At 61.0% G+C, this 20,989-nt stretch carries 19 protein-coding genes and 1 pseudogene; 8 read left to right on the forward strand and 12 right to left on the reverse strand.

Annotated features, from left to right (window positions below):
- Positions 1–12 precede the first annotated feature (12 nt).
- Positions 13–345, reverse strand: coding sequence for a hypothetical protein (locus tag F3J15_RS05065; RefSeq protein WP_166888435.1), 333 nt, complete (start codon positions 343–345; stop codon positions 13–15).
- Between the two features lie 305 nt (positions 346–650).
- Here F3J15_RS05065 and F3J15_RS05070 point away from each other — a divergent pair, with 305 nt between their 5' ends.
- Entirely contained in the window at positions 651–893 is a 243-nt protein-coding gene (locus tag F3J15_RS05070; protein ID WP_144020703.1) for a hypothetical protein, read from the forward strand.
- Positions 894–1,113: 220 nt separating this feature from the next.
- Here the strand turns inward: F3J15_RS05070 and F3J15_RS05075 are convergent, their stop codons facing one another.
- From F3J15_RS05075 to F3J15_RS05100, 6 genes are all read right to left on the reverse strand, one after another.
- The gene (locus F3J15_RS05075; protein WP_166888438.1) at positions 1,114–1,737 is read right to left on the reverse strand and encodes a hypothetical protein; all 624 of its coding nucleotides are present in this window, start codon (positions 1,735–1,737) and stop codon (positions 1,114–1,116) included.
- Positions 1,734–4,070, reverse strand: coding sequence for a M23 family metallopeptidase (locus tag F3J15_RS05080; RefSeq protein ID WP_166888441.1), 2,337 nt, complete (start codon positions 4,068–4,070; stop codon positions 1,734–1,736). Before F3J15_RS05080 ends, F3J15_RS05075 begins: the two co-directional genes overlap by 4 nt.
- A 5-nt stretch (positions 4,071–4,075) precedes the next feature.
- The gene (locus tag F3J15_RS05085) at positions 4,076–6,427 is read right to left on the reverse strand and encodes a type VI secretion system tip protein VgrG (RefSeq protein WP_089448036.1); all 2,352 of its coding nucleotides are present in this window, start codon (positions 6,425–6,427) and stop codon (positions 4,076–4,078) included.
- A 749-nt stretch (positions 6,428–7,176) separates the two neighbouring features.
- Positions 7,177–8,523, reverse strand: a complete 1,347-nt coding sequence (locus F3J15_RS05090; RefSeq protein WP_069252037.1) for a nitrate/sulfonate/bicarbonate ABC transporter ATP-binding protein — start codon at positions 8,521–8,523, stop codon at positions 7,177–7,179.
- A gap of 11 nt (positions 8,524–8,534) precedes the next feature.
- The gene (locus F3J15_RS05095) at positions 8,535–10,289 is read right to left on the reverse strand and encodes an ABC transporter permease subunit (RefSeq protein ID WP_166888445.1); all 1,755 of its coding nucleotides are present in this window, start codon (positions 10,287–10,289) and stop codon (positions 8,535–8,537) included.
- Positions 10,290–10,370: 81 nt separating this feature from the next.
- A complete protein-coding gene (locus tag F3J15_RS05100) occupies positions 10,371–11,960 on the reverse strand; it encodes an inorganic phosphate transporter (RefSeq protein ID WP_089485428.1) in 1,590 nt (529 codons plus the stop codon).
- 255 nt (positions 11,961–12,215) lie between these two features.
- Between F3J15_RS05100 and F3J15_RS05105 the strand changes: the two genes are divergently transcribed.
- From F3J15_RS05105 to F3J15_RS05115, 3 genes are all read left to right on the forward strand, one after another.
- Positions 12,216–13,160: a metallophosphoesterase gene (locus F3J15_RS05105; protein WP_069252040.1), complete on the forward strand. Its 945-nt coding sequence runs from the start codon at positions 12,216–12,218 to the stop codon at positions 13,158–13,160.
- A 25-nt stretch (positions 13,161–13,185) separates the two neighbouring features.
- On the forward strand, positions 13,186–13,518 hold the full coding sequence (locus F3J15_RS05110; RefSeq protein WP_089448041.1) for a cupredoxin family copper-binding protein: 333 nt from the start codon (positions 13,186–13,188) through the stop codon (positions 13,516–13,518).
- Between the two features lie 157 nt (positions 13,519–13,675).
- Positions 13,676–14,815, forward strand: coding sequence for a patatin-like phospholipase family protein (locus F3J15_RS05115; protein ID WP_089448042.1), 1,140 nt, complete (start codon positions 13,676–13,678; stop codon positions 14,813–14,815).
- A 277-nt stretch (positions 14,816–15,092) separates the two neighbouring features.
- Here F3J15_RS05115 and F3J15_RS05120 read toward each other — a convergent pair.
- Both F3J15_RS05120 and F3J15_RS05125 read right to left on the reverse strand, forming a co-directional pair.
- A pseudogene (locus F3J15_RS05120) lies at positions 15,093–16,058 on the reverse strand (D-2-hydroxyacid dehydrogenase family protein); the annotation flags it as partial.
- A gap of 128 nt (positions 16,059–16,186) precedes the next feature.
- Positions 16,187–17,347 (reverse strand): alpha/beta fold hydrolase, encoded by a 1,161-nt coding sequence (locus F3J15_RS05125; RefSeq protein ID WP_166888451.1) that lies wholly within the window; start codon positions 17,345–17,347, stop codon positions 16,187–16,189.
- Between the two features lie 384 nt (positions 17,348–17,731).
- Here F3J15_RS05125 and F3J15_RS05130 point away from each other — a divergent pair, with 384 nt between their 5' ends.
- Positions 17,732–18,031, forward strand: coding sequence for a hypothetical protein (locus F3J15_RS05130; RefSeq protein ID WP_205190686.1), 300 nt, complete (start codon positions 17,732–17,734; stop codon positions 18,029–18,031).
- A 93-nt stretch (positions 18,032–18,124) separates the two neighbouring features.
- Here the strand turns inward: F3J15_RS05130 and F3J15_RS05135 are convergent, their stop codons facing one another.
- The 3 genes from F3J15_RS05135 to F3J15_RS05145 all read right to left on the reverse strand — a co-directional run bounded on the left by F3J15_RS05135 (position 18,125) and on the right by F3J15_RS05145 (position 19,373).
- The gene (locus F3J15_RS05135; RefSeq protein ID WP_166888454.1) at positions 18,125–18,271 is read right to left on the reverse strand and encodes a hypothetical protein; all 147 of its coding nucleotides are present in this window, start codon (positions 18,269–18,271) and stop codon (positions 18,125–18,127) included.
- A gap of 26 nt (positions 18,272–18,297) precedes the next feature.
- Entirely contained in the window at positions 18,298–18,978 is a 681-nt protein-coding gene (locus tag F3J15_RS05140) for an HAD family hydrolase (RefSeq protein WP_166888457.1), read from the reverse strand.
- An 83-nt stretch (positions 18,979–19,061) separates the two neighbouring features.
- The gene (locus F3J15_RS05145; protein ID WP_240159004.1) at positions 19,062–19,373 is read right to left on the reverse strand and encodes a winged helix-turn-helix transcriptional regulator; all 312 of its coding nucleotides are present in this window, start codon (positions 19,371–19,373) and stop codon (positions 19,062–19,064) included.
- A gap of 182 nt (positions 19,374–19,555) precedes the next feature.
- On the opposite strand from F3J15_RS05145, the gene F3J15_RS05150 reads away from it, so the two are divergent.
- From F3J15_RS05150 to F3J15_RS05160, 3 genes are all read left to right on the forward strand, one after another.
- The gene (locus F3J15_RS05150) at positions 19,556–20,152 is read left to right on the forward strand and encodes a carboxymuconolactone decarboxylase family protein (RefSeq protein WP_166888463.1); all 597 of its coding nucleotides are present in this window, start codon (positions 19,556–19,558) and stop codon (positions 20,150–20,152) included.
- The gene (locus F3J15_RS05155; protein ID WP_166888466.1) at positions 20,149–20,472 is read left to right on the forward strand and encodes a YdhR family protein; all 324 of its coding nucleotides are present in this window, start codon (positions 20,149–20,151) and stop codon (positions 20,470–20,472) included. Before F3J15_RS05150 ends, F3J15_RS05155 begins: the two co-directional genes overlap by 4 nt.
- Before the next feature lie 185 nt (positions 20,473–20,657).
- On the forward strand, positions 20,658–20,966 hold the full coding sequence (locus F3J15_RS05160; RefSeq protein WP_011354559.1) for a helix-turn-helix transcriptional regulator: 309 nt from the start codon (positions 20,658–20,660) through the stop codon (positions 20,964–20,966).
- Positions 20,967–20,989: the final 23 nt, after the last annotated feature.

Consider the following 20,989-nt stretch of genomic DNA (forward strand, 5'->3'; position numbering starts at 1 on the left):
ACCACCTCAAAGTCAGTTGCCAAGCTTACATTTCTGCCTTGAAAACCGCGGCTCCGAAATTGGGTCATACGATTTTATTTTTATATTCCTTATATCTACGACACTAAACCCAAAACGACTAGAAACAAATATTGTTTTTTTACCAGAACCAATTGCCACCTCATATACCCCACCACCATACGTCCTCCTAAAAATCATACGCAAATTTGGATTTAAATCATAAACATAAACAAGTTGAGCCTGAGGATCACGAAGATCTATCTTATTCGGCATTCCATAAACAACCAAACTTCTCCCATCCAACGAAAATACCCCCCCATTAATATGATGATTGATTTTAACCACCCCAATCACCCTACCACCCCGCTTAACTAGCAAATCGGACCGGCCGAAAATTTGCGCCGAATACCTCCCGTCACAAGATATAACCATCTTCGCACGCGCATCCGACATGAAAATTATCAAAGGAAAAATGAACGCAACACACCTCCTCACACCTTACCCCCAAGATCCAATACACTCTTCGTGTTTTCGCCCAACGTACTGACCGACCATTCATGTCACATGGATCGGCAGATCCTTCTTAAAACAAATCATTCCATTCTGATTTTCAGTCAAAAATCGGCACCACCCTATTACGAGATGACCGTATGCGACCAACAGATGATATGGGCGCCAACCCCATACTACCGCCAGCACTGGGGTTTTTCACCGAAAATAGTACAGCAGCGTATTCGTCAGATATGGAAAGCCATTGTCTCCTGCAACATATACAAAATCATCACCAGACAACAAAGGGATTTGTCTTACACCTTCCACAGAAAGGCCCTTATATCAAAAATAGCCGCTATACTCAAAAACATTATCAGCAGGATTTTTATAAAATCATATGAAGGCAGTTACACTTAGTCCATCCACGTCCACGCACACAGAGTCATCCGAATTGAGCCGCCTTTTTATAATCCAGCAAGTAGACCCAAATCTCACCATCAAATGCTTCCCGCGCATACAAAGTGAGCACAACCCAAGAGAGATCGATAAAAAACACAAGCACGCTAAAAAAATTTCACGAAAAACTCATCAACCATAAAAAACCGCCAACACCCAACAAAATTACCTTTCCCAATTGAACAACTCAGCGCACTTTTTGCCATCGATTTCAACTGACCTCCCACTCCTTATTTCAATAACGTTAATTTTTGATCCCACCTCACACTGACGCCAATCCAATGATACATATCTCCCATCAAGCGATATAACAGGAAACATATTTGAAGATGCATCCCCTTTCAGCTTAGATTTGCTTACGGTAGTCCTATAGAAACCCGGAATTTTCACCAAATTCCTATCACTCCCGAGCCTCCCAACAACCGCCAAAAAACTCATAGGAGAGACAGCAACCGGTATCATTGACGCATAAATGCCCGCTTTAAGATTTACGTCTGACAAGAAGCTCACATGTGGAGCAGCACGTCTCACATGAATCGGCGTATTAGCTGCACAATGATTTAACTCATCGACAGGAACGTAATCGGTGCCAGACATGATAACTACCGCACCATCCGAACTCAGTGTCGCGCCAACGGGTTCTTTGTCAATTAAGCAATAAAATTCGCCAGCAATCGTCCGCCCGGAGAAAATAAAATACCCGGAAGCACCCGCGGCACCAATAGGCCCACAGTAACCCAGAGTTGATGCGGCTACCAGACCAATTAATATGAACTGATTTACTTTCAAAGAAGAACCTTCTTGATCATGCGAGTATACTTGACTCGATCGCCAATCCCGCCGTCCCCTCCATTAATTCCCATAGTGATATCCATTATCACTTTCTTCTCTCTCGCGAGTTCTGCCGCCGTCTTCGCGAGACGAAAATCATCCCGGTCAATAGCGCGCAGAACCTTCGATCTGAGACAGGTTATATACCAAGCCCCCGAATCCAAGCAATTTTCCGGCTCAGTGGCAACAATCTGAGGATTTTCAATGTGAGCAGGAATTTTTTTCATTAACGCGCGGTTTTTCAACCCATATTGAGGATCACTCCACCACGAGGCGGAAAAATTAGCTTGTGCAATCCATCCACGATACAACCAATAGTCAGAATAATTGCTTCGGAATGTAAGCTGCTTAAACCCGCGACCACGGAATTTTTGAGCATCCTCGCTATCACAGTTCCCAAATCTCCAGCTATACGACGATGCTATGAAGCCGCCTTTTGAACCGTATTTGGTCAATCTGAAATATGGATCGTCTTCAGAGGAAATTTCACCGTACCAGTGCCCAAGATCTTTTTCAGATTTTTCCGAAATTGGATTTATGCGCTCTCCGTAAACCGCAACCTCAGTCACTTTACCAACCATACTCGTCTCCTGCATGCCACATAGAAATTTTGATTCCACTGCGCCTTGGCCTAGGAAATGGGATTGTTTCAGACTACTCGTCAATCCATATTTTCTAAGCGATAAATTCAAAGGTTTTCTGTATTTTTCCCGGATAGCACTCGCGTTACCAGACATGTGACTGTTTGAGTAAATTAACGCGAACTCATCTTTACTGAACCATGCAGATTTTCGGAAATGCCGAATAAACTCGAGCGGATGGAAAAACCACAACCTCTTCCCCGCCGGAAGCCCCGTTTTGTCCCAAAACTGAACTTCCTTCAGATACTTCATGAAATCGTTGTAGCCCTTGTCATTACCATGATAAAAACCTCCCTCGTCAAGCAGCCTCGCATAGCGCTCCTCGTTGTTTGTACTGTCCCATTCACTCGGCGCGTTGCAGACGAACCCGCGTAGCTGTTGCCGTACCTGGGTGTTGTCCTTTACATAGGCCCAGAGCACTCTCTCCTTGTGAATTTCCGGCGTTTCAACCGTCACCGCTGCTACCTTGTGCGGAGCGGCATCGTTCAATATTTCCCTCAGCGCATCCACATCACACATTCCGTCACTATCGAACGGCGTATTACCCTCAGTTATTTTTTGCCAGCCCATCAATGACAGGAAGTCCGCGTCGGAGAATTTTTGGATACTTGAATCATTAATGTCAATGTAGCCCACCTTGTCTGCCGCCCAATTGACCTGCATCCACGTCGCGCGCGCGTCTGCCGCCAGTGTTTGAGACGGAGACAGGATGCGACCGAAACGCAGCAACTCGTAGCCGTCGCTCGGACATGACGAATAAAGCGCCGTCGCGCGCTTGTACAGGTCGTATTCGTAGTCCTTTTCCTCGACGGGTTGCGGCGTGAGCAGCGTGCGGCTGCCGTCTTGCGCAACGCTCCATACTCTGGTGTATTTCGAGCCGAGGTTGAAGTAGGTCTCGACAAGCAACGGCAATGTGTTCGAGCCCTCTTGACCCGGCTTGAATTCGATCCCGTGCAGCTTGTTTCGAGCATCGGCCTTCTCAGGCAATCGACGAAAGTTGCCGCCCGCCGGAATGACGAAATACGCGTGCCCCCACCAGTCCGTTCCATTCGGCGGGGTCGGCGCGCTCCTACCCAGTTGCGTGCTCCCAAAATAAGTGTCGAAATCCGCCGGCAACATGAAGATTTCTAAATGCAAATGCGGCATACCCTCATATTGCCCACGCCACCCCAGTACATCCTTGCGCCGGACCTTCTTGCCCTCCCCCGAGACCGCCGGCGTCACCTGCCCCTTGCTCACTCGGCCAGTCGGTATGCGCAGGAATTCCGGCACCACCTCTTTGTCCGCACCGTGCTCCACATATTCCACCAGCGGCAACAGATGCATATAAAGCGAATAGAAAGTCAGCGTACGACCTTCACCCGTCTCGGTCGTATGCTTGAGCAATACAAATCCGGTATGGCTCGTGCCGCTATCAACGGCATGCTGGCAGACGCGATAGGCAACGACTTCCCCGTCGGCAATCGCGTACACCTCTCCTTTCGTATCGGACTGAAGATGCACGCCACAATGCCAGCGCCGATCGTGGGCGATGGGATAGATGCCGTGATCACCTTCGAACTTGTCTACCGCGTCCATCATCGGATCGGGGTTCGTCCCGGTCGGGGCCACGAGACCGGCTTCGGGCAGAAATGGCGGGCTGATGATCATGATCGTTACCGTGTGTGGCTGTATTTGTCGCTGGGCTGGTAGTCGCTCACCGGCAGTTGCGGCAAGCTGATGGACGTATTGCGTGGCCCTTCGAACGTGAACGAGGCAGCTCTGATACGAAACTCGCCCGGACAGTTGAATACGACATTGCCTTTCTCGATGGCCATCGACGCGCCGCCACTGGCCACCATCGCCCCGGTCTTGGCGCTCACGAGCACATTCGCGCTGGCACTCGACACATGTAATTGCTCGTCAGAGAAGAGATCCATCGAAGCACGTTGTGCCTGCAGCTCGATTTTCCCTTTCGAAAAAATCTTGATACCGAGCTTGTGCGCACACAGGGAGATCAGGTCACCCGCCACCATGCGCAGCCGCCTGACGACACTCACGTCCAGGTCCTGACCTGCGGTGACGATCACGTTCTCGCCCGCCGAGTGCTGCACCGATTTCGGTGTCACGAATGCCATGCCGCCGGGGGCACTCGCAAGCAACCCCGCGTCGCGGAGCTGATTCAGGCCGTCTAGCAGCGCCGCCTGCGTCGCGCGGTCCGCAGGATCGGCCTTGACCTGCGTCGCCGCAACCGCAAGGTCCGTTACACGCTGCAATGCAGCCTTGAGTTGCGCGACAGCGGCGGGCATATCGAGGTGCGGCTTCCCGGACCCGCCTGCCGCGTCTGCCGAGACGAACAACCCCTTCGGCGCACGCATCGTGCCCCAGTCCTGCGTGGTCAGCTCGAAGCCCTCGCCGCGCTTGTTCTTTTCACTGTCGACGAGACAACCCATGTTGAGCGACGACTGCCCGAACACCGTCGCCAGGCGGATGCCTTCGCGGTCTTTCAGATCCTCGAAACGCAGCTTGTTGCCGAGCAGCGGGGAGCGGAACACAGCGCGGCTGTACCAGCCCTCCTTGCCATGCACGAGGTCCCTATGGGCATAGTCATGCAAGGCCCCAGCGATAAGCAGCCGATCGCAATTTCCTTGAGTCGCGACAATGCGCACCTCCGACCGTGGAAGCAAAGGGACGTGCAGGCCGCCGCGATATGATGCAGACGTACGTAACAGGCGCAACGGAATGCTGTTCGTGCCACACTTTCCGCTGTGCCGAGTGAACAAGAGCCTGACGCGATAGCGGCCGTACTCATCCATCCACGCGTACGGCTCGTCGTCGCCGGATTCGACCACACCGATCAGCATGCCGGTGACCCATCGCCAGTGCTTTTCAGGAACATATTCCGGCCGATAGGTCTGGTGCGCGGGGATCGCTTCGAAGGTGTTGATCACCGACTGGCTGCGGCTGCCGGTCGTGACGAGTTTCGTGATCACCATCCCGTGCGGCGCCTCCGGCACCACGTCATTGGTAATCCTCACCACCATGCCGGGCGTCATGCCAATGACGTTACTCGTGCCCGAGAGCCGCATCTGCCGCGTGAGCAGTTCGTCACGCCGCGCGTCAGCCAGCGCCTGCCCTTCTTCGACCGAATGGAAATGGTCGATGCTGCGGTTCACGCTCCCATACACCGAGCGGTCGTCCTGGGCCACGACCGCCTCGACCTGTAGCGGATCGTCGGGTATGCGGTAGTTGTGATCCCATTCGCACACCTTCTGCGGCACCAGCACGCGCGTGGCTTCCAGCGTCAGAATTGCCTCGTGCCAGCTCACCAGACCGGAATGCGGCAGCAACGGCACCTCGAGTGCCCGCATATAGCCGCGCGGCGTATTGCTGAGCACCAATGTGTCGCGTTGCGGGCCGTCCTCCTTCCTGGCCTGCTTGAAGTAGTAATAGACGCCCGCGCGCCGGCAATGCCGGTCGATAAAGTTCGCGACCGTCTCCTCGTACATCACGGTTTGTTCCAACTTCCCGTCGAGCCCCTCCAGCTCGAACTCGACATCGAAGGATTGGAACAAACTGCGATCGACGATCACGTCGGCCAGCAGCTCATGCAACGACCTGTCCAGAAATACGGCCGAATCATGCACCTCTTCAAGCAGCGAGAGGCGGGGCTTCAGGTGCAACTGATAGGTCGCCTCGTCGCGAGACACTTTGACTCGAGTCCATTGCGTGACAACGCCGTGCACGGTACGCGCCGCATGCTGAACCGGCGCGATCATCCCCGCCATCGACGGCACGGACGCGTGTTCCTCGATCGTGAAGATCGCCGGCCGACCGACGATCGCCGCACCGTCGATCCGTTTGTCCTTCGACGTCACGGTGATGTCCGCGAGGAATCGCGTATTCATCTCCTCGGTCAGGACGAAGGACACAACGGAGATCGGTGCATCCAGCGTCGCGATCTCCAGATGCAATGGTTGGGTAACGACCGAACCAGGGTGTTTCAGCACATCCTGAATGGTTAGCATGGCTGCTGTTGAACGAGAGGTTGTACACCGGCACGTCCGTCCACTCATGCATTCGGGGACGCAGTGCCACTACGCTCTCGCCAGTGAAGCATAGGCTCATGGAAATGAACACACACTGCCCCAGACCTGATAAGCCGTTATCTTTTACGATATTCCAAAAGAACAGCGTCGCATTTTATTAAATTAATTTTTATTTTTCTCGACCAGGAACATCTCGACATCTTCCCGCTCATGGCTCCGACAGAGCCGAATCCTTGGTGAAGCAATGGCCCCGCAAGCCTCACCGCCTCAGAGGTACGCGGCAGCCACCCTCCAGTGCCATTCCCTATAAGAGAAAATCAATCTTTCAAAAAAATCGATTTAATGAGCACTCGACAATCATTCAATAAAGCATCCTCGCAATCCATACCCCCATACGACATCGATCGATTAGCCCCGCAAATAATCGAATCGAACAATGTAGAAAATTGTCACGCGATAGTTGTGATTCGAACTTGCCATTTTTGATATGGCTAATCGAGGCCGTCAGACCGGCAGTGCGGTCAGAGAGTGGCATGACAGGGTGTTGCACCCATGCCGGAATGACGCTCGGATTCGTCGCCGAACTGATCGGCTCGCTCTTCCGTCGGCAGGCTGGAACCGTCACGGTCAAGCCCGTCGGCAACCCTGCCGGCTATGCAGCAGGCTCCAACGTAGGTGCGACATCGATGACGGATGGATGTCGCACCACACGAATCAACTTCCAGACTTCACGACTCGACATCCTCAAGACTGAACACCTCAGTCTTGTCGTTATACGAGAACACCTCCCCGTAACGCCCCCAGTCGATCACTGCATCCAGCGTTTCCTCAGCCGCTTCGTCCGACAGGAAATCCTCCAGCTCCTGCTCGAACCGCACGCGCGGCGCCCTATGGCCCGGGCGCTCGTTCAACACCTTCCGAATACGCGCAGCAAGCGGCACGTGCTTCAGCAAATGATCCGCGAACATCAGCTTGCGTTCCTGCGTGCCGAATTCCGCGAACACGCGTGCCGGCGGCGTCAGGAACACGTCCCCTTCCCGCACGTCCGCGAAGCCGAGGTACTGCAGCACTTCGGCGATCGGGAACAGTTCGTCGACTTCCAGATGCAGCGTCCGCGCGATTTCCGGCATGTCCGCGCGGCCGTGGTACGGCGCCATCGCGAGCGTTTCGATCAGGCCGGCCATCAGGTTGGTCGACACGCGCGGCATCCAGCTGCCGAGCTCCAGCCCCTTCTTGGTCGCCTCGTTGGTCTGGCGCGCGGTCATCTTCGCGTAGATGTCGTCGACGAGCTTGCGGAAATCGGTATCCAGCCGGTTGCGCGGATGCTTGAACGGAACCTTGATCTCGGCGATCACGCGGCCCGGGTTCGACGACAGCACGAGGATCCGGTCGCACATGAACACCGCTTCCTCGATGTTGTGCGTGACGATCAGCACCGACTTGATCGGCATCCGGCCCTGCGTCCACAGATCGAGCAGGTCGGTACGCAGCGTCTCGGCCGTCAGCACGTCGAGCGCGGAGAACGGTTCATCCATCAGCAGGATCGTCGGGTCGACGACGAGCGCGCGCGCAAAGCCCACGCGCTGGCGCATGCCGCCCGACAGCTCGCGCGGATACGCGTTCTCGAAGCCGTCGAGACCGATCAGGTCGATCGCGGCCAGCGCCCGCTCGCGCCGCTCACGTGCGCCGACGCCGAGCGCCTCGAGGCCGGCTTCCACGTTCTGCAGCACGGTGAGCCACGGGAACAGCGCGAAGGTCTGGAACACCATCGCGACGCCTTCGGCCGGCCCGCGCAGCGGCTGGCCGAGATAGGTCACCTCGCCACCGGTCGGTTCGATCAGCCCGGCGATGATGCGCAGCAGCGTCGACTTGCCCGAGCCGGAACGGCCGAGCAGCCCGACGATCTCGCCTTCGCGCAGCGACAGGTTCGCATCGTCGAGCACGAGCAATTCGCCCTGCGACTTGTTGAAGCCGCGGTTCACGTGCTCGACGCGCAGGATTTCGTCGCCGAGGCGCGGCGGCTGCAGCGGCTGGGACGTCTTGGCGGGGGCGTTGATAACGGTCGAATTTTGCATCGCGCTTACTCTCAATCGAGACGGAGCCGGGATTCCGCATAGGCGTACATCGGACGCCACAGCAGACGGTTGAACAGGGTAACGAACAGGGACATCACGGCGATGCCCAGGATGATCTTCGGAAAATCGCCGGCGGCGGTCGTTTGCGCGATATACGAGCCAAGGCCGTGAGCAACGACCTTCGTGTCGCCCCACTGCACGAACTCGGACACGATGCTCGCGTTCCACGCGCCGCCCGATGCGGTGATGGCACCCGTCACGTAGTACGGGAAGATGCCGGGCAGGATCGCCTGCCGCCACCACTGCCAGCCGCGGATGCGGAAGTTCTTCGTCGCTTCCTTGTAGTCGTTCGGATACGACATCGCGCCGGCGATCACGTTGAACAGGATGTACCACTGCGTACCGAGCACGATCAGCGGCGACAGCCAGATGTCCGCGTTCAGGTGGAAGTGGACGATCACGATCACGAACACCGGGAACAGCAGGTTCGCCGGGAACGCGGCGAGAAACTGCGCGAGCGGCTGGATCTTCTCGGCCAGCGCCGGGCGCAACCCGATCAGCACGCCGAGCGGCACCCAGATCACCGACGCGATCGCGATCAGCACCAGCACGCGCAGCAGCGTGATGAGACCGAGCACGAGCACGTGCCCGACTTCGCCCATCGTCACGCCGGTCGCGACGAACGTGACGACACGCCACACGACGTACACCGTCAGCAGGATCACGAACGCGCCCCACACGATGTCGCCGATGCGCGACGAGCCGCGCGACGATGCACCGCGCGCACGCGTGCTTTTCAGCGACGGAAAGCGCAGCGGAATCCGCGCGGCCTGCGACAGCAGCCAGCCGGCCGGCACGAGCAGCTGATGGATCAGGTGCGTGCGGCGCATCATGTCGAGCAGCCAGGATTGCGGCGCATCGCCCGACGCGGTGTTCTCCATCCGGAACTTGTCGGCCCACGCGACGAGCGGGCGAAACAGGAACTGGTCATAGGCGAGGATCACGACCGACATCGCGACGATCACCCAGCCCACCGCGCCGAGGTTCTTGTCGGAGATCGCCTGCGCGAGATATGCGCCGATGCCCGGCAGCGTGATGGTCTGGTTGCCGACGGTGATGGCCTCCGACGCAACGACGAAGAACCAGCCACCCGACATCGACATCATCATGTTCCAGATCAGCCCCGGCATCGAGAACGGCACTTCGAGCTTCCAGAAGCGCTGCCACGTCGTCAGGTGAAAGCCACGCGACACTTCGCTCAGGTCGCGCGGCACCGTGCGCAGCGACTGGTAGAAGCTGAACGTCATGTTCCACGCCTGGCTCGTGAAGATCGCGAAGATCGCGGCCAGCTCCGCACCGAGCACGCGGCCCGGAAACAGCGCGAGGAAGAACGTAACGGTAAACGAGATGTAGCCGAGCACCGGCACCGACTGCAGGATATCGAGGACCGGGATCAGCACCATGCCGGCACGCCGGCTTTTCGCGGCGAGCGTGCCGTAGACGAGCGTGAACACAAGCGATGCGATCATCGCGGCGAGCATCCGCAGCGTGGTGCGCAACGCGTACTCGGGCAAATTCGACGGATCGAGCGAGATCTTCTGCGTCTGCAGCACGCCGATCGGCGCCATCGTCTGGTGGAAGCCGACGATCGCCATCGCGAGTATGCCGATGATCAGCGGAAACGCGACCACGTCCCAGCGGTTGGGCAGCACGCGCCACGCGGACGCGTTGGCGGTGCGATTCGGATCGAAGAAACTGATATCCATCGGTAGCGTCTTGTGTGGAATTGAAAATCGATGGGACCGGACGCGCAACACGCGGCCGGACGTCGCGCTCCCCGGCGCGGGTCAGAACAATCCGTGCAGCACCCAGTACAGGGCGGCGGACAGCGCGATCGAAGCGGGCAGCGTCAGCACCCACGCGAGCACGAGGTTGCGCACCGTATCCCAGCGCAGGCCCGCGCCGCTGGCCGTCATCGTGCCGGCCACGCCCGACGCGAGCACGTGCGTCGTCGACACCGGCAGCCCGTAGGCGTCGGCCATCCCGATCGTCAGCATCGCGACGGCCTCGGCCGATGCGCCCTGCCCGTAGGTGAGATGCGACTTGCCGATCTTCTCGCCGACCGTCACGACGATCCGCTTCCACCCGACCATCGTGCCGAGGCCGAGCGCGATCGCGACCGCGACCTTCACCCAGGTCGGGATGAATTTCGTCGCGCGGTCCATCTGCTTCTTGAACGCTTCGAGCGCGCTCGCGTCCTCGACCGAGAACGCCGGCGCCTTCGCCTTCTCCATCAACCGGATCGCCTCGGACGCGACGTACATGTTGTTGCGCACGTTGTCGACGAGGTTCTGCGGCACGCTCGAGATGCCGCCGGCCTGCGCGACCTGGTCGGCGATGGTGTCGGTGAGCTTGCCCAGTGCGGGAATCGTCGCCGGCGTCAGCTTGTGCGTGCGGACGTATGCCTCGACATCGGCGCGCGGGTCGGCCGTCTGTGCGGCCGGGTCTACGTATTTGACGAGCGTCGTCGACGCGTGGCGCGCCACCGCGACGAACGTGCTCGTCTGATCGGGCGTCACGGCCTTGTTCAGCGCATACGCGGTCGGCATCACGCCGATCAGGATCAGCATGATCAGCCCCATGCCCTTCTGCCCGTCGTTCGAGCCGTGCGCGAACGACACGCCCGTGCAGGTGAGGATCAGCAGCAGGCGGATCCAGAACGGCGGCGGCTTGTTGCCCTTCGGCTCCTGGTACAGCGCCGGCACGCGCACGAGCGCCTTCAGCAGCAGCAGCACGAGCGCGGACAGCACGAAGCCGATCAGCGGCGAGAACAGCAGCGCCTTGCCGACGCCGAGCGCCTGGTTCCAGTCGACGCCGCTCGTACCCGACGGGCCGCTGACGATCTGGTTCATCAAACCGACGCCGATGATCGAACCGACGAGCGTGTGCGAACTCGACGACGGCAATCCGAAATACCAGGTCGCGAGGTTCCACGTGACGGCCGCGATCAACAGCGAGAACACCATCGCGAAGCCCGAGCCGCTGCCCACCTGCAGGATCAGCTCGACAGGCAGCAACTGCAGGATGCCGAACGCAACCGCGCCACTCGACACGAGCACGCCGAACAGGTTCCAGAGGCCCGACCACACGACGGCGAGGTGCGGGTCGAGCGAGTGCGTATAGATGACGGTGGCGACCGCGTTCGCGGTGTCGTGGAAGCCGTTCACGAACTCGAAGCCGAGCGCGATCAGCAGCGCGACGATCAGCAGCAGAAACGGGAGGACCGAGCTTTCCTTGACGGGACTGAGGTCGGCGCTCAGATGGATTCCGACGTAGACGATGCCGCAGGCAATGATCAGAAAGAACAGCGCGAGGCTGATGATCCGCGTGCGGTTACTGACCGCACCACTGGTTTCCGTTGCCGCGAGATTCGGCATGAAAGGGCTCCGGAGAGGTGACTCGGAGTGGCAGGCTATCGATCGGTCGTGACGCAAATGTGACGTGTCACTTACAAGACATTGACAGGTCATCCGACAAGAATCCCGGATCGCCGCGCAAGCCGCAAACACGGGCGTTCGACCTTGTAACTTGCGGGAATAAATTCGCCGCTGCGCCGGTATGGCACGCGAAGGCGCCGGTTTATTCCAGGACGATCCGGCCGTCCGGTTTCGTCACACGAATGCGAGGCTCACATGTCTTCATCGATCCCCACCAACCCGTCGCGCCGCAAGGCACTGCAGTGCATGGCCTTCGGCGGCCTCGGCACGTTGTTTACGCTGTCGGGCGGCATCCTGACGCCGTTCGACCTCGCGCTCGCGCAGACCGGCGACGCGCTCCCGGCCAACGCGGGCCGCCCGCTGTTCGTGCAGATCAGCGACACGCACATCGGCTTCAACAAGGAGGCGAACCCCGACGTATCGGCCACGCTGAAGCAGACGATCGACCTCGTCAACGGCATGCCGGCGATGCCCGCGCTGGCCATCCATACCGGCGACATCACGCACCTGTCCAAGCCCGAGGAGTTCGACCACGCGTCGCAACTGCTCTCCGCGCTGCGCGTGCCGGAACTGCATACGGTGCCCGGCGAGCACGACGTCACCGACGGTTCGGGCGCCGAATATTTCGGCCGGTTCGGCAAGGCGTCGGACAACCGCGGCTATTACAGCTTCGATCACGCGGGCGTGCACTTCATCGGCCTCGTCAACGTGATGCACTTCAAGCCGAACGGGCTCGGCAGCTTCGGCGACGACCAGCTCGCGTGGCTCGCACAGGATCTCAAGGGCCGCTCGTCGAGCACGCCGATCGTCGTGTTCTCGCACATGCCGATGTGGACCATCTACGAGCCGTGGGGCTGGGGCACCGGCGACGCGCCGCAGACGATGGCGCTGCTGCGCCGCTTCGGTTCGGTCACCGTATTGAACGGGCACATCCACCAGATCGTGTCGAAGGTCGAGGGCAACGTGACGTTCCACACCGCGCGCTCCACCGCGTTCCCGCAACCGACGGCCGGCAACGGCCCGGGCCCCGTGCCGCTCACCGTGCCGCGCGACCGGCTGCCGTCGATGCTCGGCGTGACGACCGTCGAATTCGCGGGCCATCCGGTCGCGTCGTCGCTGCACGATGCGACGCTGGCCTGACGCACTGAACCCAAGGGAGACCGACATGACCCGCCTCAAGCCATCCAGCCTCGTCGCGGCGCTGCTCCTGTGCGCCACCGCCCCGCTCACCGCGTTCGCCCAGGGCCCCGACGGCACGCTCGTGACGATCCACAACTTCATGTTTTCGCCGATGTCGACGACGATCAAGGCCGGCACGACGATCACGTGGAAGAACCTCGACGCGGAACCGCACACCGTCGTCAACGACGCAGGCATCTTTCATTCGAAGGCGCTCGACCAGGACGAGACGTACGCGTTCCGCTTCGACAAGCCGGGCGTCTACAAGGTGTTCTGCGGGATTCACCCGTACATGAAGGAGACCATCACGGTCGAATGACGCGGCGCATCACGACACGCGCTCGAGGGTCGGAAGCGACTGCCGCCGAATCAACCGCGGCCGCCCGTTGCACTGCGGGCGGCCCTGCGCCGCCGATCGCCTAAACTGAATCGAACCGTTCAGACCCGACCCACTATCACACGCAGCGAGGCCAGCCATGACCGCGAGCCAGCCGGCACGCATGGATCTCCCCGGGCAAGTGGTGCTCGTGCTCCAGGGCGGCGGCGCCCTGGGCGCTTTCCAGCTCGGCGTCTTTCAGGCGATGGACGAAGCCGGTATCCGGCCCGACTGGGTGGTCGGGACGTCGATCGGCGCGATCAACGCGGCGCTGATCGCCGGGAACCCGCCGGCGCAGCGTTACGAGAAGCTGTCGGCATTCTGGCGCCGCGTGACCGAACGGACCCGTTTCGACACTGCACCGCTGCTGCCCGGCTGGAACCGGACGCTGGCCGAGCTGATGATCATCGGCGGCGGTATCGCGGGATTCTTCCAGCCCAATCCGGCCTCGTGGCTCGGGCCGATGGTCCGCCTCGGCGTCGATCGCGCGTCGTATTACCGGATCGCGCCGCTGCGCGACACACTTGCGTCGCTGATCGATCCCGACCTGCTGAACGCGGGCCGCCCACGCCTGACCGTCAGCGCGGTCAATGCGTGCTCGGGCGCGATGCGCTATTTCGATTCACGCGATACGCGACTGGCGCTCGAGCACATCATGAGTTCCGGCGCGCTGCCGCCCGCGTTCCCGGCGATCAGGATCGACGGCGAGCCGTACTGGGATGGTGGCGTGTATTCGAACACGCCGGTCGAGGTCGTGCTCGACGACAATCCACGCCGCAGCTCGATCATCTTCTCCGTGCAGATGTGGAACCCGGCCGGCCCCGAGCCCGAGAGCATCTGGCAGGTGTCGGAGCGGCAGAAGGACATCCAGTACGCGAGCCGCACCGACAGCCACATCGCGCGCCAGCAGCAGATCCACCGGCTGCGCCACGTGATCCGTGAGCTGGCCCGGCACGTGCCGGAAGCCGAACGCGCGTCGCCGGCCGTGCGCCGGCTCGCCGCGTGGGGATGCGAAACCACGATGCATCTGATCAAGCTCGCGGCGCCGCGACTCGCCGACGACAATCAGTTCAAGGACATCGATTTCACGCCGGCCGGCATCGAGGCCCGCCGGCAGGCCGGCTACGAGGCCGCGCAACGGGCCATCGCGGCGCGTCCGTGGGAGACACCGACGGACCCGACGGAAGGCCTGACGGTATTCGACGCCAGCGGGCCGCCGATCACGGAAGATCCGGCATGACACGCGGCGCCCCTATCGCGCGCCGACGGCACCGGCACGATCACACGCGGCCGGCCTGAAGGCGGGCCCGGCCGGCTGCGTTCACCTCGACCATCGCCACGCCGTCATGCGCGGGGGGCCGGACCACGTAGCCGCGCGCGCAGGCTTCCTCCCACACCGGCAGGCGCGGGCACGACGTGCGCCACGCATCGATCACCTCGTCATAGGGCCGCCCGGCCGGCCCGATCCATTCGAGCAGGTCGAGGATCAGCGGCTCGATCGACGCCGTTTCGCGCTCGAGCACGTCCGGGTTGACCACGTGGATCGGCTGCCCGGCCGCATACGACACGATCTGGTCGAACACATCCGCGAACTGCGTCTCGTATTCGTCCTCCGTCACGTACCCGATGTGCGGCGTGCATACGACATTCGGCAAACGCAGCAGCGGATGCCGCGCGTCGCGCAACGGCTCCGTCTCGTAGACGTCCACCGCCGCCATCCCGGGCCGGCCGGCCTGCAACGCCGCTTCGAGCGCGCCCGGTGCGACGAGGCCCGCACGGCTCGTGTTCACCAGTAGCGCCCCCGGTTTCATCCGGCCCAGATCCTCGGCCGTCACGATGCCGCGCGTGGCCGGCACAAGTCGCATATGCAGCGAAAGCACATCGCAGGATTCGAAGAAGGTGGGCTTGTCCGGTGCCGTGCTCCACCCGTCGTCGCGCGCACGCTGCAGCGACGCTTCGCGCGCCCAGACCCGCACGTTCATCCCGAATGCCGCGCCGTACCGGGCAACCTCCGCACCGATCCGGCCATAGCCGTAAATCCCCAGCGTGCGCCCGCGCAGCGTCCGCCCGACACCGATCTGCCAGTTACCGGCCTGCAGCGCGCGCATCTGCTGCGGAATCTGGCGCATCGCGGCGAGCACGAGGCCCCACGTGAGCTCGGCGGCCGCATATGAGGGCGTGCCAGCATGCGGGTTCGACGACACGATCACGCCGTGCGCGGTACACGCATCGATGTCGATGTGCGGATAGACGCTGCGCTGGCTGATCAGCCGCAGCTTCGGCAGCCGCGCGATGAGCGGCGCGCGGATCTGCGTGCGTTCGCGGATCAGCACCAGCACTTCCGTGTCGCGCAGGCGCTCGGCCAGCGCGTCGACGTCCTGCACGTGATCGTTCCAGATCGTGACCGCGTGCCCGTCCAGCTTCCGAAAGCACGGCAGCGTGCGCAGCGTGTCGAAATAGTCATCGAGGATCGTGATGTTCATGGGGAGCGCTCCTGGCAACGCCGTCATCCTGAACCGCAAGTGCTTCGCAGGGAAATGAATTTATCTTGCCGATTTCTGCATTTTTCTGATCGATCGATTTTTGCCGTGCGTGGACCTCGCACGCACGCTCACTGCCCTGCCGCGCGCATGTCCCGCGCCGTACCGGCGACGACCGGACACGATTGCGGCAACGCCTGCCCGAACAGCACGGCCAGCCCGCAAGCGGACGTGAACATCCCGAGGCCGTCATGCCCGACGCCCGGCACTTCGACGACCTGCTGCGCGAGATCGTCAGGATGCCGTTTCTTCAGATAGTCGAAATACGCGAGCCCGCGTGCGAGCCGGTACGGGCCTTGCGCAATGGCCGCGCATGAGCGGTCGATGAAGTGGGTGTAAGGGTTCGTGTCGGCCTGGCCGAGCAGGTACACGACATGACGCGCGACATAGCGTGTTTCAAGATCGCGCACGTCCTGCGACGCGACATAAGGCGGCGCCGACTTCAGCCCGTATTTCCACTCCGTCGCGCGCGGGCAGGTTCCGCCGGCGATCGCCTGGCCATCCGGCCGTTCGTCGTCGAAATACAGGTAGCTCGACGGGTTCGCGACCACATAGCGCACCGCGATGCCGGCCCGCTCCAGCGCATCGCCTTCGTGCCCGGCCACCGCATAACGCTGCAACAACTGCGCGCCGGCGGAGTGGCCGATCACGACGACCGTCGACAACGCGGGATACCGGCTGCGGTCGGCGAAATGCGCGAGCAATGCATCGAGCGCGGTGAACGAGCTGATCGGCGCTGGCTGGCGGGCCGGTTCGCCGCCCTTCCATCCTTCCTGGGTCCAGGCCAGCGTCGGCGCGGGCAGCGAGAACGCTCGCGTATCGGCGCGTGTCAGGAATTGCGGCGCGACGACCATCGTGCCCTGGCCCGCTGCACCGGCCTTCTCGACGACCTTGAGCCCCGATGCGTAATAAGCGTCGGCGTTGCGCAGCGTGCCGTGAATCACGATGAACACACGCGTGACGTCGGGTGCCGCCTCGTCGACGGGATGGTCGGCGTAGACGGGCAACATCGCGCTGCCCTGCGGCGTGTCGACGGTCAAGCGCTGGTCGGCGACTGCCTTCACCGGTGCCTCGAGACGTGCGCGCTGCGTGGGCGTGGCGGCTTCGGCCGGATGCGCGCCGCCCAGGACGCCGATGGCTGCCGCGAGCGAAATCGCGAACGCCAGGGTTCGGGCGGCCGGCAACACGCGTGGGTGCCGGATGCTTGCAAAGGCAACGGAAATGAGTGACATGGCAACGGATCGAGTGGCGGATGTGACTTTAACGGCGATGGTCGCAGAATCCGTCGCGCGCTGCCCGGCCGTTACGGGAAGCGCGTCAGCCCACCGGTTCTGCGCCGCGTTCGCGCCGCCCGCCCATCCCCGGCATCACCGCGCGTCGATCGTCGGGACACCCGGCCAACGACCGAATGCCAACGTTACGCAACAGTGCTCTCTTTAAATTGCAAATTCGGCATATTTAAAATGAAAATCAGAATAAATTATTTACCCCGGATCACAATTTAAAAATCCATCACATACAATACAACCGCCGATCCAGATGATTAATGCGACGCCGAATCGGCATCCCGTTTCAATTATCGATATTGTTTCAACAATAGATAAGGAGAAGCGATCATGGCTCAAGTTACGCTTTGGGGCAGTGTGCAGGGCAACGGCACGGTCGTGGATGGCTCGGGCGGATTCACGGTGAAACGTGAAAGCACGGGGACGTATCAGCTCTCGTTCAGCACCGCATTCATCAAGACGCCGGCGGCTACCGCGTCGCAATGGGGATACGGCGGCGGGCAGAACACGCTGGACAACGTGATCTTCCCGGCGCTTTCCGGCAGTGGCGCCACGATTCAGACTGGCGACGCGAATGGTAAATATACCGACCGGAATTTCAGTTTCGTCATTATCGGCACGATCAGCTGATATCCGATCGAATCTGCATTCACGCCGAAATCCGGGATTTCCTGAAAATACCATTTCGTCAATCCCGAGCGAAATGCAGCCGCCATGGGTTGGTCAGTTTGACGAACCCGGGATGCCGGGATGAATCCCGCGAAATCGCCATTTCGCGGACACCGATTCCCGGCATCCGTCACCGGACCCGCCAGCCGCCGGTGGGGCGATCGCGCTGACCTGGAAGCGGATCGTCAGGATGGTCGACATCCCGACGATCGACGGGCTGGGACGCGTCAGCCCGACGCTTCGGACGGATCGCGCTGCATCCGTTGCACGATCGCGTCCAGTTCGCCGATATGCGCCGCCACCGCCAGCTTGCCCGCGCGCGCCCATCCATCGAACGACGTCATCCCGCTCACCGCGCCGACGAACGCCACGCCGGCACGCTCGGCCGCCTGCGCATCCACCGCGTGGTCGCCCACGTAGATCGCCGAACGGGCCGGCAAGCCCAGTCGCGCCAGCGCCAGCACGAGCCCTTCGGGATCGGGCTTGTGACGCTGCACGTCCTCCCCGCCGATCAGCACGTCGACGAGCGGCTGCAAACCGTTACGTTCGAGAATCGCCTCGATCCGGTAGCGAAACTTGGACGACACGATCGCGACGGCGAGTCCTTGCGCACGCAACCCGGCAAGCAGCGACGGCACCTCGGGATAGATTCGGGTGCCGGGCACCATGATCTCGTCGGCACGCGCCACGAAATGCCGCGCGAACGCGTCAGCCCGCGCCGGTTCGGTTTCACCTGTCAGCGAGCGGAACATCTCGTGCAGCGGCAGCCCGATCACGGCACCGATCTGCGCCGGCGTCGCGCCGACGGCATCCAGTTGATGCAACGCGTACTCCGTGCATTCGATGATCGCCTCGGACGAATCCGCCAGTGTCAGATCGAAATCGAAGATGACGGCCCGAACAGGCATGAAAGGACTCTCCGCAAAAAATCGGCTCGCACGCGATGCGCGAACCGGCATGACGTTGCGATGCGCACTCGCGTGTCGATCGATCAGCGTTCCTGACCGGATTGCTCGCGATCGGCCGAGTCGAACCCGTCCGGGTCGCGCTTCGCCCATTGTTTTGCCCACCCGAGCAACGGCTGCAGCGCCGCCTCGAGCCGCCGGCCTTCGGCCGTCATGCAGTAGCCACCCTCGCCGTGCTCGACGAGGCCCGAAGCCTTGAGCTCGGCCAGCCGCGTATTGAGCAGGCGCGCATTCGTTTCGCAGGCTTCCTGCAGTGCCCGGAATGTGAGCGGCTCGCCGCGCAGTTCCCACAGAATGCGCAGCGTAGTACGCCGCCCGAGCAGATCCAGCACGACCATGATGGGTCGTCCCGTCTTCGATCCGCGAACGCGCTGTCCGATTTTGGGTGTGGTCATGCTGTACTTTTTAAAGCAATCGCCACGTAGAGTCAATCGCTTGAATCGCGCCTCGCGTTTGCTTTACTTTTTAAAGCATGACGCCTACGCTTCCACGCATGCATCGTCTCAGGCACGGGGCTCACATGACTCAGCGTATTGCATCCGCATCACCGCCGTTCGAACCCGACATCGCAGCGTCGATCGACCGGATCATGCAGGGCCGTCCACCGTTGCGACTCTTCACCACGCTCGCGCGCGATCCGCGCCTGTTCACGAAATTCTTTGCCGCCGGCCTGCTGGACAAAGGCCATCTCGACATCCGGCAACGCGAGATCGTCATTGATCGCACTACCGCGCTTTGCGGGTGCGAATACGAATGGGGCGTGCATGTCGCCGTGTTCGCCCGGACGGCGAAGCTGACCAGCGAACACATCCGGTGGTTGGCGCTCGGCTCGGCCGACGATGCATGCTGGAACGATGACGACCGGGTGCTGATCCGGATGTGCGATGCGCTGCATCGGCACTGCGATATCGACGATGACCTGTGGCACGCGCTGTGCCGGCATTTCAGCGACGAGGCACGGCTCGAACTGCTGATGCTCGCGGGCTTCTATCGGACGGTCAGTTATCTCGCGAATGCACTGCGCCTGCCGCTTGAAACGCGTGCGGCACGGTTTCCTCCTCGTACGCCGGCACGTGCGTTTCATTCCCGTGATTTGCCAACCGAGGATCGACCGTGATTACCGAAATCGTCTTCTTCAAGCTGCCACCCGACGTCGATGTCGCCACGCTGAAGGCGCGCTATGAAAGCACCGCGTCGCAGTGGGCGCAAAACCCGGATCTGCTGCACAAGTGGTACTTCTACGACGCGGCAGCACACGAAGGCGGCGGCGTGTACGTGTGGCGTACGCGCGAAGCCGCGGCGCGCTGGCACGGCGACGAACACAAGGCGATGGTCGAGCGGGTGTATGGCCACCCGCCCGTGATACGCGTGCTCGATACGCTCGCGCATGTCGATGCGACACAGGGCCGGTACACGTTCGTGGACCTGTCCGACTGAGGGCCGGATCGCGCCGTTGCGGTGCGACCCGACTCGCACCCCCAGATTCGCCACGATCCTCCCCGTTATCGCGTTTCCCTATCAACCCCATTGCCAGCAATGCTTTCAAACATATCGTCAAGTTCCGATATAAGATTCGCCCATCGACGATACCTTGTTGCCCGACCGAAACGCCACACCCATCCATGCCGACCGAACTCGACATCGACGCGATCCTGAAAGCGCTCTCGAACCCCGTGCGCCGGGAAATCCTCAACTGGCTGAAAACGCCGGGCGAGCATTTCCCGAACCAGACGCTGCCGTATGAACACGGCGTCTGCGCGGGCCAGATCGACGCGCGCTGCGGGCTGTCGCAGTCGACCGTCTCCGCGCACCTCGCGACGCTCCAGCGCGCGGGGCTCGTGACGTCGACACGGATCGGCCAGTGGGCGTTCTTTCAGCGCAACGAGGCCGTCATCGACGCATTTCACGACGCCCTGCGCCGCGAACTCTAGTCAACACGGCCGAACCGGCCATG

The organism is Burkholderia sp. Ap-955, from assembly GCF_011753045.1.
GTDB classification, from domain to species: Bacteria; Pseudomonadota; Gammaproteobacteria; order Burkholderiales; family Burkholderiaceae; genus Burkholderia; species Burkholderia lata_D.

What these genes read in the sequence shown, in the direction of transcription:
- F3J15_RS05070 (WP_144020703.1), top strand. Translation starts at nt 651, where the DNA reads ATGCGACCAACAGATGATATGGGCGCCAACCCCATACTACCGCCAGCA.
- F3J15_RS05080 (WP_166888441.1), bottom strand. Translation starts at nt 4,070, where the DNA reads ATGATCATCAGCCCGCCATTTCTGCCCGAAGCCGGTCTCGTGGCCCCG.
- F3J15_RS05085 (WP_089448036.1), bottom strand. Translation starts at nt 6,427, where the DNA reads ATGCTAACCATTCAGGATGTGCTGAAACACCCTGGTTCGGTCGTTACC.
- F3J15_RS05090 (WP_069252037.1), bottom strand. Translation starts at nt 8,523, where the DNA reads ATGCAAAATTCGACCGTTATCAACGCCCCCGCCAAGACGTCCCAGCCG.
- F3J15_RS05095 (WP_166888445.1), bottom strand. Translation starts at nt 10,289, where the DNA reads ATGGATATCAGTTTCTTCGATCCGAATCGCACCGCCAACGCGTCCGCG.
- F3J15_RS05100 (WP_089485428.1), bottom strand. Translation starts at nt 11,960, where the DNA reads ATGCCGAATCTCGCGGCAACGGAAACCAGTGGTGCGGTCAGTAACCGC.
- F3J15_RS05105 (WP_069252040.1), top strand. Translation starts at nt 12,216, where the DNA reads ATGTCTTCATCGATCCCCACCAACCCGTCGCGCCGCAAGGCACTGCAG.
- F3J15_RS05110 (WP_089448041.1), top strand. Translation starts at nt 13,186, where the DNA reads ATGACCCGCCTCAAGCCATCCAGCCTCGTCGCGGCGCTGCTCCTGTGC.
- F3J15_RS05115 (WP_089448042.1), top strand. Translation starts at nt 13,676, where the DNA reads ATGACCGCGAGCCAGCCGGCACGCATGGATCTCCCCGGGCAAGTGGTG.
- F3J15_RS05125 (WP_166888451.1), bottom strand. Translation starts at nt 17,347, where the DNA reads ATGTCACTCATTTCCGTTGCCTTTGCAAGCATCCGGCACCCACGCGTG.
- F3J15_RS05130 (WP_205190686.1), top strand. Translation starts at nt 17,732, where the DNA reads ATGGCTCAAGTTACGCTTTGGGGCAGTGTGCAGGGCAACGGCACGGTC.
- F3J15_RS05135 (WP_166888454.1), bottom strand. Translation starts at nt 18,271, where the DNA reads ATGTCGACCATCCTGACGATCCGCTTCCAGGTCAGCGCGATCGCCCCA.
- F3J15_RS05140 (WP_166888457.1), bottom strand. Translation starts at nt 18,978, where the DNA reads ATGCCTGTTCGGGCCGTCATCTTCGATTTCGATCTGACACTGGCGGAT.
- F3J15_RS05145 (WP_240159004.1), bottom strand. Translation starts at nt 19,373, where the DNA reads ATGGTCGTGCTGGATCTGCTCGGGCGGCGTACTACGCTGCGCATTCTG.
- F3J15_RS05150 (WP_166888463.1), top strand. Translation starts at nt 19,556, where the DNA reads ATGACTCAGCGTATTGCATCCGCATCACCGCCGTTCGAACCCGACATC.
- F3J15_RS05160 (WP_011354559.1), top strand. Translation starts at nt 20,658, where the DNA reads ATGCCGACCGAACTCGACATCGACGCGATCCTGAAAGCGCTCTCGAAC.